Below are 23,721 nucleotides of genomic sequence, written 5' to 3'. Positions count from 1 at the left end.
GGCGGTTCGATCGCCCAACGGCCCGTGCGCTGCGACGAACGGCGAACGTCTATCGTCTGCGCCATGCCTTCCGTGTCTCCCCGGCTCCGGGCGCTCGGCGCCGCCGTGCTCTGCATCGTGATCGCACTCGTCGCCGGGCTCGCGCTGGACAGCCGGCTCGACCGGCACTGGATCCTGCGCGGACTGACGCTCGTCCTGGCGTTGTGCTGCGCCGCCTTGCTGCTCACCGACCAGACCCGCCGCATCCGCCAGGTCGTCACGGCGATCGGCCTGGCGATGTTCGGCCTGGTCATCCCGGTGACCCAGACGACCTGGGCTACGCCGCCGGAGATCGAGTTCGCCCTCGCGGTAGCCACTGACGCCGAGAACGCGGCCACCAAGGCCGCGCGCAGTGCGGTCACGATCGAGGACGTGAAGTCGGCCGCCGAGTCCCGTGGTGGCGCGATCGGCTCGCTGAAGACCGACAAGACCCCGGAAGTCCGCGGCGCCACCGCGTTTCCCCTGATCGTCCGCGCCAAGGCCGACCAGGGCCGTCCGTGGGCCTGTGTCTCCTTCGAGCACGGCCTGGACGCCAGGGTCCGCCCCTGCTGATCAGCCGGCGTGGTCCACTTGGTGGGCAATCGATTTCTCGCGGACCCTGCCGCGGCCTAGGGTCGCGGTATGACTCTTGGGAATCTGTCCGGCATCAGCGCGCTCGCCGACGTCGAGTCGCGGTCCATCAGTGCGGAGAACCCGACCGGCGAGCCCGGGCAGGGTGGCCGGCGGACCGAGGGGACCGGGGCCCGCGCGGCCCGGGATCTCGGTCAGGGCTGGAAGGTGTCGCCGTCGATCGAGATCGGCCCGGGCGAGACCGCCACGCTCGCGGACATCGCCGGTTCGGGCTGCATCACCCACATCTGGCTGACGACGCACGTCGACCACTGGCGGCGGCTGGTGCTGCGCGCGCACTGGGACGGCGACGAGGCGCCCGCGATCGAGACGCCGGTCGGAGACTTCTTCTGCTCCGGCTGGGGCAAGTTCGCCCAGGTCAACTCGCTGCCGGTGTCGGTGAACCCGAACGGCGGCTTCAACTGCTACTGGGAGATGCCGTTCACCGAGCAGGCCACAGTCACGTTGGAGAACACGCACGACGAGAAGGTGGTCGTGTACTTCCAGGTGGACTACTGGCTGGGCGCCGTACCGGACAAGTCGGCGTACCTGCATGCACAGTGGCGGCGCAGCAACCCGCTGCAGTCGAAGGCCGTGCACACGCTGCTGGACGGCGTGGAAGGGCCGGGCCACTACGTCGGGACGTACGTCGCCTGGGGCGTCAACAGCACCGGGTGGTGGGGCGAGGGCGAGGTGAAGTTCTACCTCGACGGCGACGACGAGTTCCCGACCATCTGCGGCACCGGCACCGAGGACTACTTCGGCGGCGCGTGGAACTTCGACGTGCCCCACCTCGGCGGCTACACCGAGTTCAGTACGCCGTACCTCGGCATGCCGCAGGTGATCCGGCCGGACGGGCAGTACGCGAGCCAGCAGCGGTTCGGGATGTACCGCTTCCACCTGCCCGACCCGATCCGGTTCAAGGAGCGGCTGCGGGTCGACGTACAGGCCCTCGGCTGGCGGTCGGGAGGCCGCTATCTGCCGCTGCAGGACGACATCGCGTCGACCGCGTTCTTCTACTCGGCCAAGACGAGTACGGCGCGCCCCGAGGCGCCGGTGCACGACGTGATGGAGATCTGCTAACCGGGAATCGGTAGCGGCTTGTGCAGTGCCGCGCCGGTGAGGACGACCAGGGCCGAGGTCCAGCCCAGGGGAGCCTCGCCGGCCGGCTCCAGGTCGCGATTGACCTTCTCCGGCAGCGCGCCGGTGCTGGTCCGGTAGTGGTCGAGCCAGGACAGCAACGACTCTGCGGTCGCCTGGTCTCCGCGGGCCGCCGCGCTCAGCGCGAACAACGCCGTCTGCGGCGTCCAGGCCACGCCGTCGGTGCGCCAGTCCTCGCCCGGCGTCACGCCTCCGTTCGGCTGCGTCAGTACGCCGCGAGTCCGGTCGATCGCCGTGGACACGGCCTCCCGGGCCGGAGCGAACGGTGGTCCGAGCACGGTGACGATCGCATCGGCACCACCACCGATCCCGATCGGCTCGAGTCCCGGCTCCAGGAAGCTCACCGCGTGAGCCGGCGTTCGCGGATAGTCCGGACCGAAGACGCGATCTGTTGCTGTGGACAGCTTGTCGAGTGCGGCCCGCCAGCGTGCGGCCTCGTCGCCGTGGTTCTGTTGCGTGGCGATCTGAATCGCGGCGCGGAGGCCGGTGAGGAGCGGGGCGACGATGCCCAGCGTCACCGTCGACTCGGGCCGCTCCCAGTAGTCGGGAGACGGCGCGGGCAGTCCGTCCGGGGTCAGCTCGGAAACAATCTCGTCAGCGGACTCGCGGACCAGCTCCCAGTACTTCGCGCCGGCCCGGCAGAACCAGGTTGCCCAGAGCACCCATCCCGATCCGTCGAGCTGTGGCTCACGTCCGTCGCGGATCACCTCGCCGGTCGCGGAGTACCGCGCTTCCCAACGGCCGGACGACGGCTTGATGCCGTCGAGGAAACGCAGCACCCGGTCGGCTTGGTCGTACTGTCCGATCGAGCACCGTGCCGCAGCGACGAACGACGCGTCGCGGGGCCAGACGAACCGCCAGGGACCGTCCCGGCCCGCCAGCGTGGCGCCGCTGGGGAGGGTGAGTGCGTCGAGGTCGGCGATCGCGTGCTGCATCAGCTCGCCGCGCTCTCCCGCGGACTGCGCGGCCCCGTGGATCGGTACGCCGTCCGCGACCAGCTGGGGTTGTGGGTTGCGCGCGAGGTTGTTCGCCGTACCGGCGGCCAGGATCGTCAGCAGAACGACGATCACCACGGCCGGGAACCACCGGTCCCGTCGCGCGCTGTCGTCCCGCATCGTTCCCCCTACTGGGCCAGGTGTTGCACTTCCGCCTCGAACTTGCGCCGCGGTGCGAGCTCGACCAAGTACATCGCTGACAGGACCAATGCGCCACCTACCAGCATGCGCCACGTCACGCTCTCGGACCCGAACAGGACCGCGAAACCGGACGCGAACACCGGCTCCATCGTCATCGCGATGGCCGCCCGGGTCGGGGTGAGATGCGCCTGCGCCCAGGTCTGCACGATCAGCGCGAGCGCGCCGGCGACCAGGGCCATATAGATCACCCTGACCCAGTCGCCTCCGGTGGGCGGGACTGCGAATCCGCCGGGCAGCGCGCCGATCGCACAGACCATCGTGATGACGATCATCTGCAGCGCCGACAAGCCGAAGGCGTTCCGCGGGGTGGACCACGCGCCCAGCCCGATGATGTGCAGGGCGTAGAGACCGGCCGAGGCGAGGGTGAGCAGCTCGCCGGTGCCCAGGCTGAGGCCTTGCAGCGACAGGACGCCGAGCCCGACGGTGGCGAGGAACACAGCGACCCAGGCCCACCGGCCGATCTTGTGCCGGAGGATGACGGCGGCCAGCAGCGGGGTGAAGACGACGTACATGCCGGTGACGAACCCGGACACGCTCGCCGACGTGTGCCGCAGGCCTTCGGTCTGAACCAGCTGGGCGATGCCGTAGGTGATGCCGAGGGCAACGGCCCGCCCGCGGTCGAGCCGGCTCAGACGGGAGATCGCCGGCGGGTGCACCAGCACGAGCGCGAAGGACGCGATCAGGAACCGCAACGCCAGGTAGTCGGCGACGTCCATCCGGGTGAGCAGGTCCTTGGTCAGGAAGAACGTGGATCCCCACGCCGCCGCGACCGCGAGCAGGGCCAGCACGGCCAGACGTGGGTGGTTCACGCCGGACATCTCATCAGACGCCTTGCACAGAAGGCAAAACGGATCAGAGGACGGTGATCACGATGGTGCTGCCGGGCTGGGCCTTCTTCCCGGCGCCCGGGTCCTGCGCCGCGACGATGTTCAGCCCGAGGTTGAACGGCGCCTTCTCCACCTTCACGATGAAGCCCGCGTCGGTGAGGATCTTCTGCGCGTCGGCGAGACTCTTGCGCTTGACGTCCGGAACGTCCTGCAGCGGTGGGCCCTTCGACACCACCAGCTGGACCTTGTCCTTGGCGAACAGGGTGCCGGTGTTCGGGGTCTGGCTGATGACGTTGCCTTCCGGCACCTTCTCGTCGTACTGCTCGGTGCGGCCGACCAGGAGGCCGAGCTTGCGCAGTTGCCTGTTCGCGTCCTGGTACGACTTCCCGGTCGTGTCCGGCACGGTGATCGGCTTCTTGCCCTTGCTGACCACGAAGTTGACCGCGTCCCCGGGCTTGACGACGGTGTCGAACTTCGGGCTGAACGCGATCACCCGCCCGGTCGGCACGGTCTCGTTGTACTGCTCGACGATCTGGCCGGCGTTCAGCTTGATCGGGGCCAGCGCGTTCTTCGCGGCCTCCAGCTCCAGTCCGGCCAGCTGGGGCACACGGTACCGCTCCGGGCCTTTGGAGACGGTCAGGTTGATCTCGCCGTTCTTCGGGATCCGGTCGCCTGCGGCCGGGTCGGTCGACACCACTTGACCCCTGGGCACGTTCTCGGAGAAGTCCTGGTTGGCCAGGGTGGTCCGCAGTCCGGCCTTCTCGGCCTCGGCGGCTGCCACCGCGGGGACCATGCTCACCAGGTTGGGCGTGCTCGTGTAGCGGTGGATCCCGTAGTACCAGGCCGCCGTACCGATCCCGATGGCCGCGGCCAGGATGAGGACGAGCGCGACCAGTCCGCGGCCCCGGCGCGGCGGCGGCGCCTGGACCCGGGTCGCCGGGCCACCGGTCGGCCGCCCCTTCTCCACCGGTACGACGATCGTGTCGTGGCGCAGGACGTGACCGTTCTCACCCGCCAGCGTCGGCACATCGCGGGTGTAGCCGTCGTCGTACCCACTGTCCTGACGGATCTGCTGGATCGGCACTGTGAGGTCGCCGGTGAGCTCCGGGTCGTCCGGCAGGCCGTCCTCGAGCGCACTGCGGACCCGGTGCACCTGCCTGCTCAGCACCCGCGCGTCGGCGGGACGCAGATCCCGGTCCCGGGCCGTCGCCCGCTGCACCAGCGCATCGACGTACGGCGGGATACTCGGTACCTCGAGCGACGGTGCGGGAACATCGGCGTGCACATGCGCGTAGGCGACCTGGATCGGGGTGTCGCCGGAATGCGGCTTGTTCCCGGTGAGCATCTCGTACAGCAGGATGCCGGAGGAGTAGACGTCCGAGCGGGCGTCCGCACTGCCGTCGGTGACGAGTTCGGGCGCCAGGTACGACACCGTGCCCATCAGCAGGCCCTGGGTCGCGGTGTTGCCGGTCGCGCTGACCGCCCGGGCCAGGCCGAAGTCGGCGACCTTCACGACGCCGTTGTCGGCGATCAGCACGTTCTCGGGCTTGATGTCGCGGTGGACGATGCCGGCGTCGTGGGCGGCGGAGAGCGCGGACAGGATCGGCGCCAGCAGATCCAGCGCCCGGGCGGGGGTGAGCGGCGCCTGCTCGCGGATCACGTCCCGCAGCGTGCGGCCGGGCACGTACTCCATCGCCAGGAACAGGGTGCCGTCGTCGTCACCCTGGTCGAAGACGGCGACCACGTTCGGGTGCGAGAGCCGGGCGGCGGCCCGTGCCTCGGCGACGAACCGGCGGGCGAACTGGGCGTCGTCGCCGAGTCCGTCGTGCATCACCTTCAGGGCGACGGTCCGGTCCAGCCGCGTGTCGAGGGCCTGGTAGACGGTGGCCATCCCGCCCTTCGCGACACGCGCGCCCACGCGGTACCGTCCGTCGAGCACTCGCCCGACGAGGCGGTCGCTGACCTGCGTGTCCACGTCGTCCGTCACTTGCGGTGAGCCGCCTCTCGAAGCCGTCCTGCTCAGAGAGTGTAGATAAGGGCTCAGCGTGACGGCGCCAGGCTCACCGCAGTGGGTCCCAGCCGCGTTCCAGTTGTGCCTTGATCCGGAGGACGTTCTTCACATACAGCTTCGTGTCCGGATACATGCCGTTCTTCGTGACCCCGCCGAGGCCCTGGTAGTACCCGGCGACCGCGATATCGAGCTTCGCGGCGCCGGTCAACCGGTCCAGCAGCACCACACCGGCGGTGACGTTGTCCTGCGGCTTGAGCAGGTCCAGGTTGCGCCCGACGATGCCGGACACGAAGCGTCCGGTCGACGGGATGACCTGCATCGCGCCGACGGCGTTGGCGGGGGAGACCACCCGCTGCTTCCAGCCCGACTCCTGCCAGCTGACCGCGAGCGCCAGCTCAGGGTCGACGCCGTACCGCTTCGAGGTGCTGACGATCAGGCTGCGCAGCTGCGTCCGGGTCGGCAGCTTGCGCTTCTTCAGGGCCGCCCGGTTGCGGTTGGCCTGGGCGACGATGTGGTCGGCGTACGTGCGGCCGGCGAAGGTGTTGTTCTTCGTCTTGGCCGGTGCCTTGGCCTTGGGTTTCGGCTTGATCGTAACCGGCACCTGCAGCGGTTTCCCGGCGTAGATGCGGTCGCTGACCTTCAATCCGTTGGCGGCCAGCAGATTGGCCTGCGAGCACCGGAACCGCTTGGCGATCTTCGTGATCGTGTCGCCCGGCTTCACCACATAGGTGACCCGGCCACCCGCGACCGTGCGCTTGGCGGGGTGGCCGGAGGCGATCCTGGCCTTCTGGCCCGGCACCTTGAGGGTCTCGCCGGCGTAGATCGCGTTCCCGTTGCCAGGAAGATTGTTCAGGGCGACCAGGGCCTTGACCGTGGTCCCGTAGCGGGCGGCGATGTGGCTGAGGGTGTCGCCGTCCTTCACCTTGTACGCCCCGAAGCCGGGCGAACCTGCGGTGATCACCGCGGCGGCCAGCACTGGAACGGCGAGCCCGGTCACTATCCGTACGACGTTACGCATCGATCCATCTCCCCGTGTGAGCGTCTCTTGACCGTAAGTGCTGGTACGGATGTGACAACAGGGGCGAATGGGGTGATTGTTACGCCTGTAACTCAATGTTTACAATTCAAAGCTGAACTACATCAATGTAGTTCACAAACTGATGTTGCTCAGGGCAACCGCCGGGCTACAGCACCGCTAGAGCGCGGCCCGGCCTTCCAACGGCGACGAGGGATTCGCGTGGTAGCGCTTCGGGATCCGGCCCGCCCGCCGTGCGTTGCGTCCGGCAACTACCGCGTCGCGCATCGCGGCCGCCATCAACGCGGGGTGTTCGGCCCGGGTGACCGCGGTCGCCAGCAGTACCGCGTCACAGCCCAGCTCCATCGCCAGCGCGGCGTCGCTCGCCGTACCGATCCCGGCATCGAGAACGACGGGTACGTCGAGCTCGTCGACGATCATGCTGATGTTGTGCGGGTTGCGGATGCCCAGGCCGGAGCCGATCGGGGAGCCCAGCGGCATCACCGCCGCACACCCGGCCTGGGCCAGCCGGCGGGCCAGGATCGGGTCGTCGTTGGTGTAGGCGAGCACCTGGAATCCGTCGTTCACCAGCTGCTCGGCCGCGTCCAGCAACTCGACCGGATCGGGGAGCAGGGTGTGGTCGTCGGCGACCACCTCCAGCTTGATCAGGTCGGTGTGGAACGCCTCCCGGGCGAGCCGCGCGGTCAGTACGGCCTCGCCGGCGGTGAAGCAGCCGGCCGTGTTCGGCAGGATAGCGATGTCGTGCTTGCGCAGTACGTCGAGGACCGAGCCCTGCTGATTCGGGTCGAGGCGGCGCAGGGCGACCGTTGTCAGCTGCGTGCCGGACGCGACCAGAGCCTCTTCCAGTACCTCGAGACTGGGCGCACCGCCCGTCCCCATCACCAACCGCGACGTGAGCTCGCGTCCGGCAATCAGTAAGGTGTCATCGCTCATGGCCTCACCTTAGGCGCTCGGCGGAGTGGCCGAACCTACTGCCCAGGAACGGCTTTCCGAGCTCCGGAAGGACGCCGGTGCGGACCGTGTCGGCGATGATCTGCGCGGTGATCGGGGTCAGCAATACGCCGTTGCGGTAGTGGCCGGTCGCCCACAGCAACCCGTCCAGACCGGACGGTCCGAGGATCGGTGCGTTGTCCGGTGTGGCCGGCCGGAGCCCGGCGATGGACTCGACCAGTTCCAGCTCGTCCGTGATCGGGAGGACGGTCCGTGCGTCCCGCAGCAGCGTGAAGACGCCGCCTGCGAGCACACGCGTGTCATAGCCGAGCTCACTGGTGGTCGCACCAACGACAAGTTCGCCGTTGGGCCGCGGCACCAGGTAGACCGAGAAGCCGCGAGCCGTCGCGCGCACCGTGTGCTTGAGCGCCGGGCGGTACGCCTCCGGCACCCGCAGCCGAAGCACTTCACCCTTCACCGGACGCACTGGCGGCCGCAGCTCATCGGGAACGCCTTCCAACTGCGACGACCAAGGCCCAGTGGCAGCTATCACTTGCGCAGCCCGCACGGTGTCCCCGTTGTCGAGTTGTACGCCGACAGCCGTTGTACCTGCTGTAATGACGTGGGACACGCGCTGGCGGATCACGGTGACGCCGGAGAGCTCGACTGCACGCAGGAGGGCGGCGACTGCCTGCCGATTGTCGACTGAGTGGTCGCCAGGCACCCACACGCCGCCGGAGACGCCGGCTGCGAGCAGGGGCTCGCGTTTGCGGGCGTCCCGGCCGGACAGCTCTTCGACGTCCAGACCGAGTCGGCGCTGGTAGTCGGCCAGTCTGCGCAGTGCTGCCGCGTCATCAACGTCGTATGCCACGGACAACGTGCCGGTCTGGTGGAGGCCTGCGGGCAGACCGGTCAGCTCTTCGAGCTCGGCCGCGAACGCCGGCCACGCAGCCACGCCGGCGAGGTTGAGGGCCAGCAGGTCGTCTTCGCCGTACTCGACTTCGGTGACCGGTGCGAGCATGCCGGCGGCGACGGTGGAGGTCTGGGTGCCGGGTGTTGGGTCGCATACCGTCACCTGCATACCGTCTGCCGCGAGGCGCCAGGCGGTCGCCAGGCCGATCAGCCCGGCGCCGACCACCACCACATCGGACGTGTGCTCAGGCATGCCGTAAAGCCTACGTCCAGCAAGACATGGCAGGCTTTGCGGTGTGACTGAGCACACCGACCGCCTGAACGACGCCCGCCTCTACCTCTGCACGGACGCCCGCGAGAAGCAGGGCGACCTCGGACAGTTCCTGGACGCTGCGCTGGCCGGTGGCGTGGACATCGTGCAGCTCCGCCAGAAGGAGATGGAGGCGGCCGACGAGCTGGCCGCGCTGGAGGTGTTCGCGGACGCCTGTAAGCGGCACGGCAAGCTGCTGGCGGTCAACGACCGGGCGGACATCGCGTTCGCGTCCAGGGCCGACGTACTGCACCTCGGCCAGCGGGACCTGCCGGTGCACGCCGCACGAGCCATCACCGGACCGGATCCGATCATCGGGCGGTCGACGCACACGTTCAGTCAGGTGAACGCCGTGGTGGCCGAGCAGGGATCCGACTACTTCTGCGTCGGTCCGACCTGGGAGACCCCGACGAAGCCCGGTCGTCAGGCAGCCGGTCTGGATCTCGTCTCGTACGCCGCCAGCAGGCCGCAGTCCAAGCCCTGGTTCGCGATCGGCGGCATCGATCTCGGCCGGCTCGACCAGGTCATCGAGGCCGGCGCCACCCGCGTGGTCGTCGTCCGCGCCATCACCGACGCGGACGACCCGGAGGCGGCGGCCGCGGAGTTCAGCCGGCGGCTGCGGGGTGCCGGGTGATCAACAACCCGAAGACCGCCCGGATCATCGCCGCGATCCTGATCGCCATGCTGGTGATCACGTTGGCGGCGTCGTTGTTCGGCTGCGCCGCGGCCAAGACCCAGCCGTCGGGCACGTCGAGCACGGATCCGGACAGTGGTCTCCGGATCGTCGCGGTGGCGGACCTCCCGAAGGAGGCGCAGGACACGCTGGAGGTGATCGACGCGGGCGGACCGTACCCGTACAGCCGCGACGGCGTCGTGTTCGGCAACCTGGAGAAGATCCTGCCGAAGCACGACCGCGGCTACTACCACGAGTACACGGTGAAGACGCCGGGAGAGAAGGACCGTGGCCCCCGCCGGGTCGTGACCGGCACCGGCGGCGAGCGTTATTACACGGATGACCACTACGAGTCGTTCCGCCGGATCGCGGAGGACGGGGGCGCCGACGGATGACCGACCTGCGCACGCTACTGACCGAGGGGTTGCGCCCCGGCGTCTACCGCTGGCAGTCGGACCACACGCCGGATCAGGTACGCCGTGACGTCGAGGACGCCGGCTGGGACTTCGTGCTCCTGGATACCAGCGACGTCACCGACAAGGCCGGCTTCCTGGACCAGTGCGCGACCGCGTTCGACCTGCCGCGCTGGTTCGGCCGGAACTGGGACGCGCTGGCCGACTCGCTGAGCGACCACTCCACGGGTGCGCCCGAGATCGTCCTCTGGGAAGGCCTGCACCACCTGCTCGAGCACGACCACGACACCGTCGACGTCGCACTCCAGATCGTCGGGGAGGACATCACGAACTCGGGCCAGCTCCGCGTCCTGGTCCGTGAGCCTTCGGCCGCCGCAACGCCGGACCTGATCCGCTCGCTACCTGCCCTGTAGCCGATCGGCGAGCTCGTCCAGCTCGGGTACGAAGACCACCGACCGACCGCGGTTGCTCTCCCGTACCCAGTCCCGTAACGGCTCGCTCTTCGCGAGCCGGTCCGTCAGGTCGCCGACCACTGCGAACCCCACGCCGTACTGGACGAACTTCTGCGTGATCGCTCCTGCCCGTCCGGTCCTCAGGTCGAAGAACTCGTCCCCGAGCAGGTCCGCCTCCAGGGCGACCCACGTCGCGTCGTGGTCGTAGACCGCCTGCGAGATCAGATCCACCGCGCCCAGCTCGTCCACCACCTCGGTGTCGGTGACGTACACCCGGACCCCGCCTACTTCCTCAACCACTCCAGCACCCTCTCGGTCTGGGCCGGCGCCACGTGCCCGGCCTTCGGCAACACCACCGTCCGCTCCGGCAACCGCCGCTTGGTCTCCTGCGCGTCGAGCATCCGGTCGCGCCCTCCGACGATCACCAGCAGGTCGAGCTTCGCCAATTGCTCGTCGGTGAAGACCGGGAGCCGCGGCTCCCGGTCCGCTGCTGATGACGAACGTTTCGCCTTCACGCGTCGGCAGCAAGCGCTGATCGCTCGGCACCGGCCAGGTGGCCAGCAGCTCGCGATAGCGCTCGTGCAGCAGACGTCTGCCTGCCTCGGAGGTGAAGATCATGGCACCAAACTACCTTAAACTTCCCTATTGAGTCATTTATAGGGAATTCTAAGGAATCGGCCCTAGGCTTGGTGCCCACGACGACGAAGGATGCGGATGCCTCAGGAGCTGTACTCGGTCGAGCAGGTCGCGCAGCGACTCGGGCTGCACGTCCGGACGATCCGGAACTATGTCCGCGACGGCCGGCTGAAGGCGGTCCGGATCGGCAAGCAGTACCGGATCGCCCGCGAGGACCTGGAGGCGTTCACCGGCACCAGTGCGGCCGCGCTGGAGGTGGACCAGCAGACCCGGCACGTGGAGGCGTCCAGCATCGTGCACATCGACGCGGTCGACCGGGCCACCGCGGACCGGATCAGCACGCATGTGATCGGGTCGCTCAATCAGAGCGGGATCGGCCGGCTCCGCGTCGAGACCGTGTACGACGAGGATCGCGCCGTACTGAAGGTGATCATCCTTGGAGACCTCGCTCCGACCGCGGAGCTGCTCCGGCTGATCGAGATGATGACCTAGAGCTGCCGGGAGGTGGCTGCGATCGCGAGGTCGGCCAGAGCCTTACGGGCCGTGTCGTCGGCCAGGGGAGCGCGGTCGAGCGCGTCGAGGGCGTCCTCGGTCCGCTCGGTGATGAGGTCCTCGCAGGCCTGCACCGCTCGAGAGTCCTGCAGGATCTCGCGCAGCAACTGGATCTCGTCGTCGTCCAGGTCCGGTCGCCCGAAGAGCCGGTCGAACTCGGTCAGCTGCACTTCCGACGCGTGGTCGACCGCGTACGCGACCAGCACAGTCCGCTTGCCCTCGCGCAGGTCGTCACCGGCCGGCTTCCCGGTCAGTGCCGGGTCGCCGAACACCCCGAGCAGGTCGTCGCGCAGCTGGAACGCCTCGCCGACGGGCAGTCCGTACGCCGACAACGACTCGATCAACCGCTGATCCGCACCGGCCAGCGCTGCCCCGACGTGCAGCGGCCGCTCGACCGTGTACGTCGCCGCCTTGTACCGCAGTACTCGCAGGGCCAGGTCCATGTCGGACTCGCCGCTCGCCTGCGCGAGCAGGTCGAGGTACTGACCAGCTGTCACCTCGACCCGGACGGCATCGAAGTACTGCTCCGCCCGAGCCAGCGCGGCCGCGTCGAAGCCAGACGTGTGCAAGAGCTCGTCCGCCCAGATGAGGCACAGATCTCCGAGCAGGATGGCCGCACCGATGCCAAAGCTCACCGCGTCGCCGCCACGACCGGACTGCTCCGACCGAGCCCTCTGCAACGCCTCGAACCGGCGGTGCGCGGCCGGTGCACCTCGTCGTACGTCGGAGGAGTCCATCACGTCGTCGTGGACCAGGGCACTGACGTGCAGCATCTCCAGACTGGCCGCGGCCGTCAGGATCGGCCGGGCCGGGTCACCACCGGCGGCGCGGAAACCCCAGTAGCAGAAGGACGGCCGCAACCGCTTCCCGCCACTGGTCGCGTCCCGGGCCGCCTGGACCTGCTCGGTCAGCTCCGGCCCGATCGCCTCCAGGCGCCGCTGCTGCAGGTCGAGGAAACCGGTCAGCGCGCGCTGCACCTCGGCGGGGATGTCCACATCGCCATACACGTCTCGGAGCGTAGTCGGTGCGACGACGCGGTGGACACCGCGGGTAACCTGTCGCCATGGCGAACGGTCTTGCTTCGACGCGTCCTGGCAACCGGCCGACGATCCGCGAGCTCCTCGCGAGCGGAGGCCGTTCCTTCTCGTTCGAGTTCTTCCCACCGAAGACACCCGAGGCCGAGGAGGTGCTGTGGCGCTCGATCCGGGAGATCGAGCAGCTGCGGCCGACCTTCGTCTCGATCACGTACGGCGCCGGCGGGACCACTCGGGACGGCACGATCCGGGTCACCGAGCGGGTCGCCCAGGACACCTCGCTGACGCCACTCGGTCACCTGACCTGTGTCGCGCACTCACGCGACGAGCTGCGCTCGGTGATCGGTGCGTACGCCGGGTCCGGGGTGCGCAACATGCTGGCGCTGCGCGGCGACCCACCGGGTGGCCCGAACCAGCCCTGGGTCGCGCACCCGGAGGGCATGAACCATGCGATCGAGCTGGTCGAGCTGATCCGGTCGCTCGGCGACTTCTGTGTCGGCGTCGCGGCGTTCCCGGACAAGCACCCGGAGGCCACCTCGCTGGAGGCGGACGCTCAGGTGCTGGCGGCCAAGGCACAGGCGGGCGCGGACTACGCGATCACCCAGATGTTCTTCGGAGCGGACGACTACTTCCGGCTGGTGGATCGGGCGGCCGCGCTCGGCTGCGACATCCCGGTGCTGCCGGGCGTCATGCCGGTCACCAACATCAAGCAGATCCAGCGGATGGCGGAGCTCACCGGGATGGCGCTGCCGACGGCTGTCACCGACCGCCTGCTCGCGGTCGAGGACGACCCGGCCGCGGTCCGGCAGGTCGGCGTCGAGATCGCCACCGAACTGTGCGAACAGCTGCTGGCGGGCGGCGCTCCGGGCATCCACTTCATCACCTTGAACCGATCGACCGCGACCCGTCAGGTCTTCCTCAACCTGCGATCGTCGGTCGTGTCCTGACCGCGGCACCCGGCCGTATCCTGTGGCGATGGCTGACCCGTCGGATCTGTTGATCGACCGCACCCTCGTCCTGCTCCGGCACGCCAAGGCGGTCCCGCCCGAGACCATGCCGGACCTGCAGCGTCCGCTGGCCGACCGCGGCCGCGCCGACGCCCGCGCGGCCGGCCGCCATCTAGTTGCTCAAGGCATCGAAGCCGGACTGGTCCTGTGCTCGCCGTCGGAGCGCACCCGGGAGACCTGGCAGTGCGCCGCCGAGGGCGGGGCGACCACCACCGACATCTGGTACGACCGGCGCATCTACAACGCCGACACCGACGAGCTCCTCGATGTCATCCACGAAGTACCGGCCGAGGTCCGCACCGCGATCATGATCGGCCACGCGCCGGGCATCCCGTGGCTGGCCGACGAGCTCGCTCTGGACGGCACCAGCCCGGAGCGGGTCGAACTCACCAAGAAATACCCGACGTCGGGCCTGACCATCCTCCACCTGACCTGCCGCTGGTCCGACCTGTCCGCGAACGAGGCCGACCTCGTGTCGTACGTCGTACCTCGCGGCTGACCCGCGAGGTACGACGCGCGCTCAGTCGCGGGCGGGCAGCCAGTGCGTGGTGCTGTTGATCGTGATCAGCCGTTGCGTCGCCCGGGTCAGCACGACGTACAGCGCGCGGACTCCACCGAGGGTGTCGTGCACGATCTGGTCCGGTTCGACCACCACGACGGCGTCGTACTCCAGGCCTTTGGACTCGAGGGGGCTGACGGCAACGACCCGCGGATTGCCGATGTCGGCCAGCACCGCGTCGACGGCAGGTCGCAGCTTCGGCGTGACGATGACGCCGACCGTGCCTTCCACCAGTTGGAGCAGTTCGGTGGCCGCGTCCGCGGTGGCCTCGACGACCTTGCCGTCGTCGAAGATCCGGTGCTCCGGGTCCACTCCGGTACTGCGGACCGCGTTGGGCAGATCGGCGTCGGGGAGACTCTGCCGGATCACCTCACCGGCGAACGCGTAGATCTCGGCCGAGTTCCGGTAGTTGGTCGACAGCCGGAACGTGTGCCGCTGCAGGTGCGACAGCATCGAGTCCATCGCCGCACGGGCCTCGTCCGGGTCCGGCCACGAGCTCTGCGCCGGGTCGCCGACGATGGTCCAGCTCGCCTGCGGCCCGCGCCGCGTCACCATCCGCCACTGCATGGGGGAGAGGTCCTGTGCCTCGTCCACCAGCACGTGGGCGTACTCCTCCGGCTCGTCGGCCTCTCTGGCCGCCGCTGCCCGGGCGCGCCGCTCCGAGGTCGTCAGCACCTCGTTGACGCCGTCCGACAGGCCTTCCAGCCAGTCGAACTCCTCGTCCCTCGTCTCCGAGACCGGAGCGCGTCCCAGCACCGTGTCCAGCTCGTCCAGCAGGGCCACGTCGGCGATGGTGAACTCGTCGGTGCCGCGGATCGCTCTGGCGAGCGCGTCGACCTCGGCCGGCGTCAGGTCGTTGCGGGCCCACCGCTGCAACCGCCGCGGGTCACCGAACCACCGCAGTACCGCCTCCGGCGTCAGCACCGGCCACCACTGGCTGAAGAACGACCGGAACGCCGGTGTGTCGGTCACCCGGTCGCCGAACGCCTCACGATCGGCGTACACGCCGGTCCGCAGATCCTCCGGGAACCGCTGCCACAGCGCGCCGACCAGAGCCTTGCGGGCTTCGGTGCCCGCCCGGTTGCGTGGCGTACGGCGCAGGGCGTTCCGACGTACGTTGTCCAGCTGGTTGGCGTCCAGCTCGATCGTGGCGCCGCCGAGGAAGACGCGCAACGTCGCGGGCGCCGTCGGCACGCGGTCGCGGGCGGCCCGTGACAGCAGTGCGCTCATCCGGAGCGAACCCTTGATCGCGGCAACCTCCGCCTCGTCGACCGCGGTGGCCTTGACGCCGTCGACCAGCTCGCCGACCGCCCGCAGGGAGACCGTGTTCTCACCGAGGCTCGGCAGCACGCGCTCGATATAGGCCATGAACGCGGCCGACGGCCCGACGACCAGTACGCCGCCCCGCTCGAAGCGCCGGCGGTCGCTGTACAGCAGGTACGCCGCCCGATGCAGAGCGACCACGGTCTTGCCGGTCCCCGGTCCGCCGCCGATCACGGTGACGCCACGAGCCGGCGCCCGGATCGCCTCGTCCTGCTCGGCCTGGATGGTGGCGACGATGTCGCGCATCGTGTGACCGCGAGCGCGCGACAGCGAGGCCATCAGTGCGCCCTCGCCCATCACCGGCAGGTCCTCAGGAGCGCGCTCTGGGGCGAGCAGGTCGTCCTCGAGACCGACGATGCGGGCGCCCTTGTTGCGCAGGACCCGCCGCCGGACCACCTTCAGCCGATCGGTCGAGGTGGCGCGGTAGAACGGCTCCGCGGCCGGCGCGCGCCAGTCGATCACCAGCGGCTCGTACTCGACGTCACGGACACCGAGGCGGCCGACGTACAGCCTCTCCAGATCCGCCGCGGCGCCTGCGGCCGGCTCGTCGTCGCCCTGGTCGGAGTCGAGCCGGCCGAAGACCAGGCCCTCGTGCTCCGCGTCCAGTTCGGCGATCCGGCGGGCGGCGGCGAAGACCAGCACATCCCGCTCGTACAGACCGGTCTGCTCCTCGTCGCGGACCCGGCCGACGTTCTGCGCCTGCCCGCGTTGGTGCCCTTCGACCGCGATGCGCGACGCCGATCGAGCCGCCTCCGCGACCCGGTCGTAGACCCGGTCGACGTGGTGCTGCTCCGCCGCCAGTTCGGCCCGCTCGACGTTCTCGTGATCGGCCGACGTAGGGGATTGATCCACCGAGGTCCTCTCTACTGCCGGGCTCCTGCCCCGACACGGAACACATGAACGATCAATCCTACGTGGGTCCGGTGACCGAACCCCCACCCGGTCTCAGGCCTTACCGATGGCATCGGCCACGATGGCGGCGCCGAGTGTGGTGGCGGGCACACCGGAGCCCGGGTGAGCGCCCGCACCGACGCAGTACAGGCCCTTCACGGGGGAGACGTTCGACGCCCGGCGCCGGGCCGTTCTGTACCCCTCCCAGGCCACCCCGGCCCACCACGACGGTGACGTCTGACGGGACACCACCTTGTCCCGGATGTGCAGCCCACGGGCCACGAGCAGGTCGAGTACGTCGTCCGTCGGGTAGCCGTGCACCAGGACGGACCACGCCTGGTAGCCGGCCGGTGCCTGTCCGCCGGTCCGGACGACCACTGTCGGCGTACCGTGCAGCACCGTCTCGAACGGCAGGCTCGGCACGGGCTCCTGCAGCCCGAGATGTACGACGTACGCCGCCTGGGCCTGGTGCGTCGCCAGCACCTTCTTGCGGACCTTCTTGGCCGCCGGGTCGTCCAGGAGCTCGGTGTAGAGCTGACGCGGGTCGATGTCGCTGACCACGATGTCGGCGGGCAGCTCAGTCGCATCGGCCAGTCGTACGCCGGTCACTCTGCCGTCGGCCGTGGAGACTGCAACCACCTCGGCGCCGGTGTGTACGTTGATCTTCCGTTCGCTCGCACGCTGGGCCAGCGCGTCCGCGAGCGCACCGAAGCCGCCCTCGATCGTCCAGCGGCCGAACGTGCGCTCCAGGTAGGACCACACCCCGACGTACCCGGGGGTGAGCTTGGCGTCCGATCCGCCTTGCGCTGCGAAGTGCCGCAGTACCGCGCGGGCCCGGTCGTCATCCAGCTTGCGGTTCGCCACCTTCTCCAGCGACTGCCAGGGCTTGAGCGACCGGACTGCACGCAGCGACAGCTTGTCGTGCAGTGGTGGTTCGAGCGAGGTCTTGCGCAGGATCTGCCACGTCTCGCCGTAGCCGTCGACCAGAGCGGTCCATTGCTTGGCGGTCTTCTGGTCGGCCAGACCGGTCCATGCCTCCGCCTGCGCACCGCGGTCACCGATCGGCAGGTCCAGCACCGATCCGTCGCCGAACATGTGCCGCCGCGGCTCGGTGACCGGCTCGAGTTGGACCAGACTCTCGATCGGGCGGCCGCTCTTGCGGAAGAGGTCGCGCAGCGCCGCTGGGAGCGTCGTACTGGCTGCTCCTGCGTCCCAGCTGAACCCGTCCGCCTCGACGCGACCCAGTACGCCGCCCAGGTGCTTGTCGCGTTCGCACACGGTGACCTCATGGCCGAGCTTGGCCAACCGGACTGCACTGGCGAGGCCGGCCAGACCAGCCCCGACGACTACAACGCGGGCCATCAGGCGGCACTGCTCCCTGTCACCGGGGTGACCCGTTCATCCCGCCACGCCTTGAAGCGCGCGAAGCCACGCCGGATGAACCGGAACGTGAAGTACACCCCGATCAGGCCGAGCAGCAACAGCACGCCGGCGATGATCAGCGCGACCTCCGGGTGGAACGCGGCCAGTGCCACCACACTGGCGACGGCGACGTCCTCACCGGACGACGCGGCGATGTTGGTGACCGGCTCGGGGGAGGTGTTGATCGCCAGCCGCAGACTCGACTTCACAGCGTGTGAGAGTAGCGCCACGAGTCCACCGGTGGTCGCGATCACGGCCTGCTGCAGGGTGCTCGCCTCACCGGACAGCAACGCGGCGATGATCACGCCGATGGTCGGCCGGATCACGGTCGAGATCGCGTCCCAGGCCGAGTCGACGTACGGAATCTTGTCGGCGACGAACTCGAAGGCGAAAAGAACACCCGCTGCGATCAGAACCGGGGTGGTGGTCAGGGCCGTCGGTACGTCCTCGGCGCCGGCGAAGCGGCCGAGCAGACCGAGAATCAGCACGCAGGCGTAGGCGTTGATGCCACTGGCCCATCCCGTCGTGAACGCCAACGGCAACGCTTCCATCGTCGATCTCCGTAACGCTCGGTCGCCACCCCGTGAGACGGCATGCTTCGTCAGTATCGAACCTGCGGATGTGAGTTTTGGTTAACCGTTGACATCCGGTCCGCCCCGACCCACAGTGACTAGGCTGCCAGTCTGCGTGACCGGCATCCCCCGCCATCGGGTTCAGGAGATCAACATGCTTCGTCGTCCGAAGATTCTCGCCGCACTGGCAGCGGTCGCGCTGCCCATCACCGCGCTCGGCGTGTCGACCGGAGGCCCACCCGCTGCCGCTGCGCCCCCAGGGCCATCCGCCGCGACCGCCTCCGCCACCGCGGCCTCCGCGTTCAGCGCTGCCGCCGCGAAGTACGGCGTGCCCGAGTCGGTCCTGCTCGCCGTGTCGTACGCCGAGTCGCGGTGGGACGACCATCTGGGTGCCCCCAGCACGTCGGGCGGTTACGGCCCGATGCACCTGACCGCCGTCGACCCCAGCGAAGTGGCCGACCTGTCCGGCAAGCGCAAGATCGCCAGCGCTGCGTCGCTGCGGACCCTCGACAAGGCGTCCGAGCTGACCGGGCTGGACCCGGCCGCCCTCAGGAACGACACCACTGCCAACATCAACGGTGGCGCCGCGCTGCTGGCGTCGTACCAGCGCTCTCTGGGCCTCCCGGTCGGTGCGAGCACCTCTCCGGCCCAGTGGTACGGCGCAGTGGCGTCGTATGCGGAGGCCGGCGACCGCGTGGCCGCCTCCGGCTTCGCCGACGATGTCTACTCGATCATGGCCCGCGGTGCGGCCCGGACGACGAACACCGGACAGCAGATCACGATGGCCCCGGTCGCAGTGACTCCGGACAAGGCTCAGGCCGGCAAGCTGGCGCTGCCCGCGGGGACGAAGCCCGCGAACAGCGGCGTCGAGTGCCCTCCGACGCTCGGGTGCGAGTGGCTGCCGGCACCGTACTCCCAGTACGGCACCGGGGCCGGTGACTACGGCAACCACGACCTGGCGAACCGGCCGAAGACCGGCAAGATCGACTACATCGTCATCCACGACACCGAGGGCAGCTGGCAGACCACGCTGAACCTGGTGCAGGACCCGACGTACGTTAGCTGGCAGTACACGATGCGCTCGTCCGACGGCCACACCTGGCAGCACGTCAAGGCGAACGACGTCGCCTGGCACGCTGGCAACTGGTACGTGAACATGCACAGCATCGGCATCGAGCACGAGGGCTTCGCCCCGCAGGGTGCCACCTGGTTCACCGAGGCGATGTACCGCAACTCGGCCAGGCTGGTCAGCTACCTCGCCGCCAAGAACAACATCCCGGTCGACCGCGCCCACATCATCGGCCACGACCAGGTGCCGGGCACGATTCCCAGCACGGTGGCCGGCATGCACTGGGATCCGGGACCGTACTTCGACTGGGAGCACTACTTCGACCTGCTCGGCGCCCCGATCTACGGGAACAAGATCTTCCCGGTGAAGGCCGGCTCGATCGTCACCATCAAGCCGGGCTTCGAGAACAACGTCCAGGTCGTGACCGACTGCACGGGAGCCGGGACCACCTGCGACCCGCAGGGCACCAACTTCGTCTACCTGCGTCAGTCGCCGGACGACTCCGCTCCGCTGGTCAAGGACGTGGGACTGCGTCCGGGCGCGACCGCCAGCACCACACAGGTGTCCGACATCGGCGCCCGTGCCACCGCCGGTTCGCAGTACGTCGTGGCGCAGCGGCAGGGCGACTGGGTGGCCGTCTGGTACCTGGGCGCACTGGGCTGGTTCAAGAGCCCGGCGTCGGCTCCGGACGCGTTCGCCAAGCCGGGTCTCGTGGTGAAGCCGAAGGCGGGCAAGGCCTCGGTGCCGGTCTACGGGCGTGCGTACCCCGAACAAGCGGCGTACCCGGCGGGTATTCCGTACCAGACCGTCACGCCGCTGCAGTACTCGATCGGTGCCGGCCAGGCCTATCCGGTCAGTGACCTCAACATCGAGACCGACTACTACCGCGCCGTCACCTTCGCCGGTCAGCCTCCGACCGACCACGTGCAGGTGCTCGGCACGGACCGCTACTACCAGATCTGGTTCGGCCACCGGATGGCTTACGTCCGGGCCGCCGACGTGGACATCAGTCCGGCCGTCTAGCTTGCCTGTTGTGCATGACGAAGCCGTCCAGCAACTGCTGGACGGCTTCGTCGCGTCGGTGCGTCAGGTCGCCGCGGTCGAGGCGATCTGGCTGCACGGTTCGCTGGCCCTGGGCGACTACCAACTCGGCCGCAGCGATCTGGATGTCGTCGCGGTCGTGTCGTCACCGCCGCCCGCCGCCGTCGAGGACGTTCATCGGCGACTGATCGCGGAGTCTTCGCTGGCGTCCAAGCTGCATTGCTCCTACATGCTCGCCGACCAACTGGCGGACGCGTCGATCCGGCATGTGACCTTCGCCCAGGAGCGGTACTTCGACCGGCCGGTGACCCCGGTGACGCGGCGGGAGCTTGCCCTGAGCAACGTCTCGCTCTTCGGGCCGCCACCGTCCTCGTTGCTGCCGGCCACCAGTGACGAGGAGTTGTTCTCCTTCATCCGCCGTGACCTGCGGGAGTTCTGGCTGCCCGCCGTGGCCCGGTGGACGAACTGGTACATGGATGTCTGGGTCGATCTCAGCCTGCTCACCATCGCCCGCGCGCACGCCACGCTGACGACGGGGGACCTGATCACCAAGCGGGCCGCCCTCGACGTCCTGCCATCGTTGGGCGCGCCCGCGGCCGTCGTCGCGGACATCACCCGCGGCCGCTACGGCTCCCGCCGCCGCGCGACGCCGTGGTGGCGACACCGCCGCGCAGTCCTGACGCGCCGCTTCGTCCAGACCGCGATCCCCGCCGTCCTCAGTTGACGGTGATCGGGGTTCCGCTGGCGATGGAGACGAGTTCGGCGTACGTGGTCGGGAAGACCGAGTGGGGGATGCCGGCAGCGGCCCAGATGACGTCGTACTGCTCGAGGGCGGCGTCGACGTAGGTGGGGACCTGATGCGGGTGGCCGACAGGGGCGACACCGCCGATCGACTGGCCGGTGTGCTCCTTGACGAACTCCGGTGTGGCGCGGCGGAGCTTGCCGATGTCGAGCTCGGCGGCGACCTTGGCGGTGTCGACCCGGTGCGCGCCCGAGGTCAGGATCAGCACCGGTACGCCGTCGCCGTCGAAGATCAGGCTGTTCGCGATCGCGCCGACCTCGCATCCGAGCTCGGCGGCAGCGGCCGCCGCCGTCGGCACCGCCTCGTCCAGGATCACGATCTCACCGGTGGCACCGGCCGCCTTCAAGGCATCGGCCACCTTCTGCACATTGGGATGACTGCTCACCTTCGGCACCCTATGCGGCCGGCTTGACGCGGGTCACGCCGGTTTCAGTTCGGCTGCTCCGAAGGACACGTTGAACCGGTCGCACCAGATGGCCACGCTGCGGAAGTCGCCGAGTGTCACGCCGGCCGGGACCGGGTAGTTCTGGTTGCCGTGGTTGCCCTTCAGGCTGCCCAGACTGCGGTAGCGCCCGTCGTCGAACAAGTGCCATCCGGCCCGGCCCGGAACGACGTTCGCATCGCTCAACCACACTTTCAGGTCGGGACCGTCCGAGGTGTTGAGGTTCTCGATCCTCAGCACCCGGCTGCCGTCGGACAGCCGGAGTACGGCGACTGTGCCGGACGTCTCGTGTTCGTGCGTGATCAGCTTCCCGGTCAGCAGAACCTCTGTGGTGGGCGGGACCTGCTTCGGTGCGACGGAAACTGTCGGTGGCGTCGTCGACGATGTCTGTGTGGAGATCGGAACAGCGCCGGGTAGCGCCTCGTCGACGACCGTGTCGGTGAAGAGCCGCCACGGCTGGAAGAGCGGCAGCGCGACTGCCGCGACCACGACGGCAACGGCCGCCGCGGTGACCAGTGCTGTCCGCTTCTTCACGGTCCGTCCCTTCGTCAACGCCTCGGTGCACCCAGTCTGGCGGCCGGATCGGTCGCGCGGCGGCGCGCCGGGCTTACGGGCCGTTGACGATTGTCGGCGGGCGGCGATACTCTTCCAGTGTTCGAACAGATGTTCGATTACCTCCGACCCGGCTTCGTCGGGAGGCCGGCCGGAGGTGACCCGGACAGCTGGACGGCTCCGGTGCGGAGTTGCGGCCGCATCGGGATCCGGTGGTTCCGGCGGGCCGGGCACCGAGGTGGACCTCGACCCCCACCTCGTGCCCACCCGCCGGGCCTCCGACCGGGCCGTCGACCAGGGGAAGCAGCAGTTCGTACACAGGAGGCGATGGACCATGTGGGAGTTCGACGAAGCCGTCGAGGTGCGTTCGGGTGTCGTGGACGGCGTCGAGACCCCGGAGCAGTTCCTCTGGCGTGGCCGTCTGTGGCGGGTCTGCTCCGTCCAGGCTCACTGGACCGAGACCGCCGCCTGGTGGGAACGCGGCATCATCGGCACCCCGATCCATCGCGTGACCGACTGGCATCACGCCGAGGCCGCTCCGGCCGTCGCCGAAGCGCCTGTCCTTGCCGGTGCTGCCCCGACCAGTGGCGCAGCGAACGGCGCGGCGGTCGGCGTACTGGATGCGGACTGGGGACCGCGGCGCGCGGTGTACCGGGTGGAGGCGGGGTGTGGCCGGCACGGTCGGCGTGAGCTGTTCGATCTCGCGCACGACCCGGACTCCGGCCGCTGGCAGCTGGAAAGGGTGACAGACCGATGACCGTTTCACCGGTGTCTCCGGCGGCCGCCGGCGCGGCGAGTCGGGAGCTGTCCCGTGCCCGAGCCGCCCTGGCCGAGGCGTTGGACACGAGCGACCATCTGATCCGCTACTCGAGTGCCCACATCGCGGCTCTCCGGGTCGCGGCGGCGGTCCTGGCCGTGCGCGCCCGGCCGGTGCGCTCCGGCGCTCGCCGCCGCATCCAGCGGAATGCCTGGGTGCTGCTGGCGGAGGTCGCCCCAGAGTTCGCCGAGTGGGCTACGTTCTTCTCGGCCGGTGCGTCTCAGCGGGCTGCCGCCGAAGCCGGCCTGGAGCGAGCCGTCACGACCCGCGAGGCCGATGACCTGATCCGCGCAGTGGAGACCTTCTACGGCCTGGTCGAGTCCTCGCTGCGGCTGTCCAGCACTCCCACCTTCACCGCCACCACAGACCCTCAGTCGGTCCTCACCCAGTCCTGGATGCAGGCCAGCTAGCAACAGCCCACGACGGCAGTCAC

The 23,721-nt window shown here is 69.3% G+C and carries 26 protein-coding genes; 12 read left to right on the top strand and 14 right to left on the bottom strand.

Annotated elements, in window-relative coordinates:
• The first annotated feature begins 63 nt into the window (after positions 1-63).
• Together OG817_RS20075 and OG817_RS20070 are read left to right on the top strand one after the other, a co-directional pair.
• On the top strand, positions 64-591 hold the full coding sequence (locus OG817_RS20075) for a hypothetical protein (protein ID WP_406056752.1): 528 nt from the start codon (positions 64-66) through the stop codon (positions 589-591).
• 69 nt (positions 592-660) lie between these two features.
• Positions 661-1,731, top strand: coding sequence for a glycoside hydrolase family 172 protein (locus OG817_RS20070; protein ID WP_406056750.1), 1,071 nt, complete (start codon positions 661-663; stop codon positions 1,729-1,731).
• Here OG817_RS20070 and OG817_RS20065 read toward each other — a convergent pair.
• The 6 genes from OG817_RS20065 to thiO all read right to left on the bottom strand — a co-directional run bounded on the left by OG817_RS20065 (position 1,728) and on the right by thiO (position 8,974).
• Positions 1,728-2,924 carry a glucoamylase gene (locus tag OG817_RS20065; protein ID WP_406056748.1) on the bottom strand — a complete coding sequence of 399 codons (1,197 nt, stop codon included), beginning with the start codon at positions 2,922-2,924 and terminating at the stop codon, positions 1,728-1,730. The two genes, OG817_RS20070 and OG817_RS20065, sit on opposite strands and share 4 nt — an antisense overlap.
• A gap of 8 nt (positions 2,925-2,932) precedes the next feature.
• Positions 2,933-3,823: a DMT family transporter gene (locus OG817_RS20060; RefSeq protein WP_406056746.1), complete on the bottom strand. Its 891-nt coding sequence runs from the start codon at positions 3,821-3,823 to the stop codon at positions 2,933-2,935.
• Positions 3,824-3,857: 34 nt separating this feature from the next.
• Complete coding sequence (gene pknB / locus OG817_RS20055) at positions 3,858-5,819, bottom strand: Stk1 family PASTA domain-containing Ser/Thr kinase (RefSeq protein WP_406056744.1); 1,962 nt, start codon at positions 5,817-5,819, stop codon at positions 3,858-3,860.
• Positions 5,820-5,892: 73 nt separating this feature from the next.
• A complete protein-coding gene (locus OG817_RS20050; protein WP_406056742.1) occupies positions 5,893-6,861 on the bottom strand; it encodes a LysM peptidoglycan-binding domain-containing protein in 969 nt (322 codons plus the stop codon).
• Positions 6,862-7,038: 177 nt separating this feature from the next.
• Positions 7,039-7,812, bottom strand: a complete 774-nt coding sequence (locus OG817_RS20045) for a thiazole synthase (protein WP_406056740.1) — start codon at positions 7,810-7,812, stop codon at positions 7,039-7,041.
• Positions 7,813-7,816: 4 nt separating this feature from the next.
• The gene (gene thiO / locus OG817_RS20040) at positions 7,817-8,974 is read right to left on the bottom strand and encodes a glycine oxidase ThiO (protein WP_406056738.1); all 1,158 of its coding nucleotides are present in this window, start codon (positions 8,972-8,974) and stop codon (positions 7,817-7,819) included.
• Positions 8,975-9,017: 43 nt separating this feature from the next.
• Here thiO and thiE point away from each other — a divergent pair, with 43 nt between their 5' ends.
• The 3 genes from thiE to OG817_RS20025 are packed head-to-tail and all read left to right on the top strand — an operon-like array spanning position 9,018 to position 10,530.
• On the top strand, positions 9,018-9,665 hold the full coding sequence (gene thiE, locus OG817_RS20035) for a thiamine phosphate synthase (protein WP_406056736.1): 648 nt from the start codon (positions 9,018-9,020) through the stop codon (positions 9,663-9,665).
• Positions 9,662-10,099, top strand: a complete 438-nt coding sequence (locus OG817_RS20030; RefSeq protein WP_406056733.1) for a ribonuclease domain-containing protein — start codon at positions 9,662-9,664, stop codon at positions 10,097-10,099. The genes thiE and OG817_RS20030 overlap by 4 nt, the downstream gene beginning before the upstream one ends.
• The gene (locus tag OG817_RS20025; RefSeq protein ID WP_406056731.1) at positions 10,096-10,530 is read left to right on the top strand and encodes a barstar family protein; all 435 of its coding nucleotides are present in this window, start codon (positions 10,096-10,098) and stop codon (positions 10,528-10,530) included. The genes OG817_RS20030 and OG817_RS20025 overlap by 4 nt, the downstream gene beginning before the upstream one ends.
• Here the strand turns inward: OG817_RS20025 and OG817_RS20020 are convergent.
• Both OG817_RS20020 and OG817_RS20015 read right to left on the bottom strand, forming a co-directional pair.
• Positions 10,516-10,869: a DUF4180 domain-containing protein gene (locus tag OG817_RS20020; protein WP_406056729.1), complete on the bottom strand. Its 354-nt coding sequence runs from the start codon at positions 10,867-10,869 to the stop codon at positions 10,516-10,518. The genes OG817_RS20025 and OG817_RS20020 overlap by 15 nt on opposite strands.
• Complete coding sequence (locus OG817_RS20015; protein ID WP_406056727.1) at positions 10,854-11,084, bottom strand: alpha/beta fold hydrolase; 231 nt, start codon at positions 11,082-11,084, stop codon at positions 10,854-10,856. The genes OG817_RS20020 and OG817_RS20015 overlap by 16 nt, the downstream gene beginning before the upstream one ends.
• Before the next feature lie 199 nt (positions 11,085-11,283).
• On the opposite strand from OG817_RS20015, the gene OG817_RS20010 reads away from it, so the two are divergent.
• Complete coding sequence (locus OG817_RS20010) at positions 11,284-11,697, top strand: helix-turn-helix domain-containing protein (RefSeq protein WP_393383798.1); 414 nt, start codon at positions 11,284-11,286, stop codon at positions 11,695-11,697.
• Here OG817_RS20010 and OG817_RS20005 read toward each other — a convergent pair.
• Entirely contained in the window at positions 11,694-12,764 is a 1,071-nt protein-coding gene (locus OG817_RS20005) for a polyprenyl synthetase family protein (RefSeq protein ID WP_406056724.1), read from the bottom strand. The genes OG817_RS20010 and OG817_RS20005 overlap by 4 nt on opposite strands.
• Positions 12,765-12,820: 56 nt before the next feature.
• On the opposite strand from OG817_RS20005, the gene metF reads away from it, so the two are divergent.
• Together metF and OG817_RS19995 are read left to right on the top strand one after the other, a co-directional pair.
• A complete protein-coding gene (gene metF / locus OG817_RS20000; protein ID WP_131351343.1) occupies positions 12,821-13,738 on the top strand; it encodes a methylenetetrahydrofolate reductase [NAD(P)H] in 918 nt (305 codons plus the stop codon).
• A gap of 28 nt (positions 13,739-13,766) precedes the next feature.
• Positions 13,767-14,297 carry a SixA phosphatase family protein gene (locus OG817_RS19995; RefSeq protein WP_396389501.1) on the top strand — a complete coding sequence of 177 codons (531 nt, stop codon included), beginning with the start codon at positions 13,767-13,769 and terminating at the stop codon, positions 14,295-14,297.
• Between the two features lie 21 nt (positions 14,298-14,318).
• On the opposite strand, the gene OG817_RS19990 is transcribed toward OG817_RS19995, so the two are convergent.
• The 3 genes from OG817_RS19990 to OG817_RS19980 form a co-directional block, all read right to left on the bottom strand.
• Positions 14,319-16,532, bottom strand: a complete 2,214-nt coding sequence (locus OG817_RS19990; RefSeq protein WP_406056722.1) for a HelD family protein — start codon at positions 16,530-16,532, stop codon at positions 14,319-14,321.
• A 93-nt stretch (positions 16,533-16,625) separates the two neighbouring features.
• The gene (locus OG817_RS19985) at positions 16,626-17,933 is read right to left on the bottom strand and encodes a phytoene desaturase family protein (RefSeq protein ID WP_406056720.1); all 1,308 of its coding nucleotides are present in this window, start codon (positions 17,931-17,933) and stop codon (positions 16,626-16,628) included.
• Positions 17,933-18,544: a DUF4126 domain-containing protein gene (locus tag OG817_RS19980; protein WP_406056718.1), complete on the bottom strand. Its 612-nt coding sequence runs from the start codon at positions 18,542-18,544 to the stop codon at positions 17,933-17,935. The genes OG817_RS19985 and OG817_RS19980 overlap by 1 nt, the downstream gene beginning before the upstream one ends.
• Before the next feature lie 175 nt (positions 18,545-18,719).
• Between OG817_RS19980 and OG817_RS19975 the strand changes: the two genes are divergently transcribed.
• Positions 18,720-20,657, top strand: coding sequence for an N-acetylmuramoyl-L-alanine amidase (locus OG817_RS19975; RefSeq protein WP_406056716.1), 1,938 nt, complete (start codon positions 18,720-18,722; stop codon positions 20,655-20,657).
• Between the two features lie 10 nt (positions 20,658-20,667).
• Positions 20,668-21,399: a nucleotidyltransferase domain-containing protein gene (locus tag OG817_RS19970; RefSeq protein ID WP_406056714.1), complete on the top strand. Its 732-nt coding sequence runs from the start codon at positions 20,668-20,670 to the stop codon at positions 21,397-21,399.
• On the opposite strand, the gene OG817_RS19965 is transcribed toward OG817_RS19970, so the two are convergent.
• Positions 21,392-21,862 carry a YbaK/EbsC family protein gene (locus OG817_RS19965; RefSeq protein WP_406056712.1) on the bottom strand — a complete coding sequence of 157 codons (471 nt, stop codon included), beginning with the start codon at positions 21,860-21,862 and terminating at the stop codon, positions 21,392-21,394. The genes OG817_RS19970 and OG817_RS19965 overlap by 8 nt on opposite strands.
• A gap of 33 nt (positions 21,863-21,895) precedes the next feature.
• Positions 21,896-22,453 carry a DM13 domain-containing protein gene (locus OG817_RS19960; protein WP_406056710.1) on the bottom strand — a complete coding sequence of 186 codons (558 nt, stop codon included), beginning with the start codon at positions 22,451-22,453 and terminating at the stop codon, positions 21,896-21,898.
• Between the two features lie 352 nt (positions 22,454-22,805).
• Here OG817_RS19960 and OG817_RS19955 point away from each other — a divergent pair, with 352 nt between their 5' ends.
• Positions 22,806-23,228, top strand: coding sequence for a DUF6504 family protein (locus tag OG817_RS19955; RefSeq protein WP_396389508.1), 423 nt, complete (start codon positions 22,806-22,808; stop codon positions 23,226-23,228).
• Positions 23,225-23,698: an SAV_6107 family HEPN domain-containing protein gene (locus OG817_RS19950; protein WP_406056708.1), complete on the top strand. Its 474-nt coding sequence runs from the start codon at positions 23,225-23,227 to the stop codon at positions 23,696-23,698. Before OG817_RS19955 ends, OG817_RS19950 begins: the two co-directional genes overlap by 4 nt.
• The last annotated feature ends 23 nt before the right edge of the window (positions 23,699-23,721 follow it).

The organism is Kribbella sp. NBC_00889, from assembly GCF_045207705.1.
Classification (GTDB): Bacteria; Actinomycetota; Actinomycetes; order Propionibacteriales; family Kribbellaceae; genus Kribbella.
The sequence above is the reverse complement of the archived record's forward strand: the minus strand, read 5'-3'. Positions and strand labels throughout refer to the sequence as shown.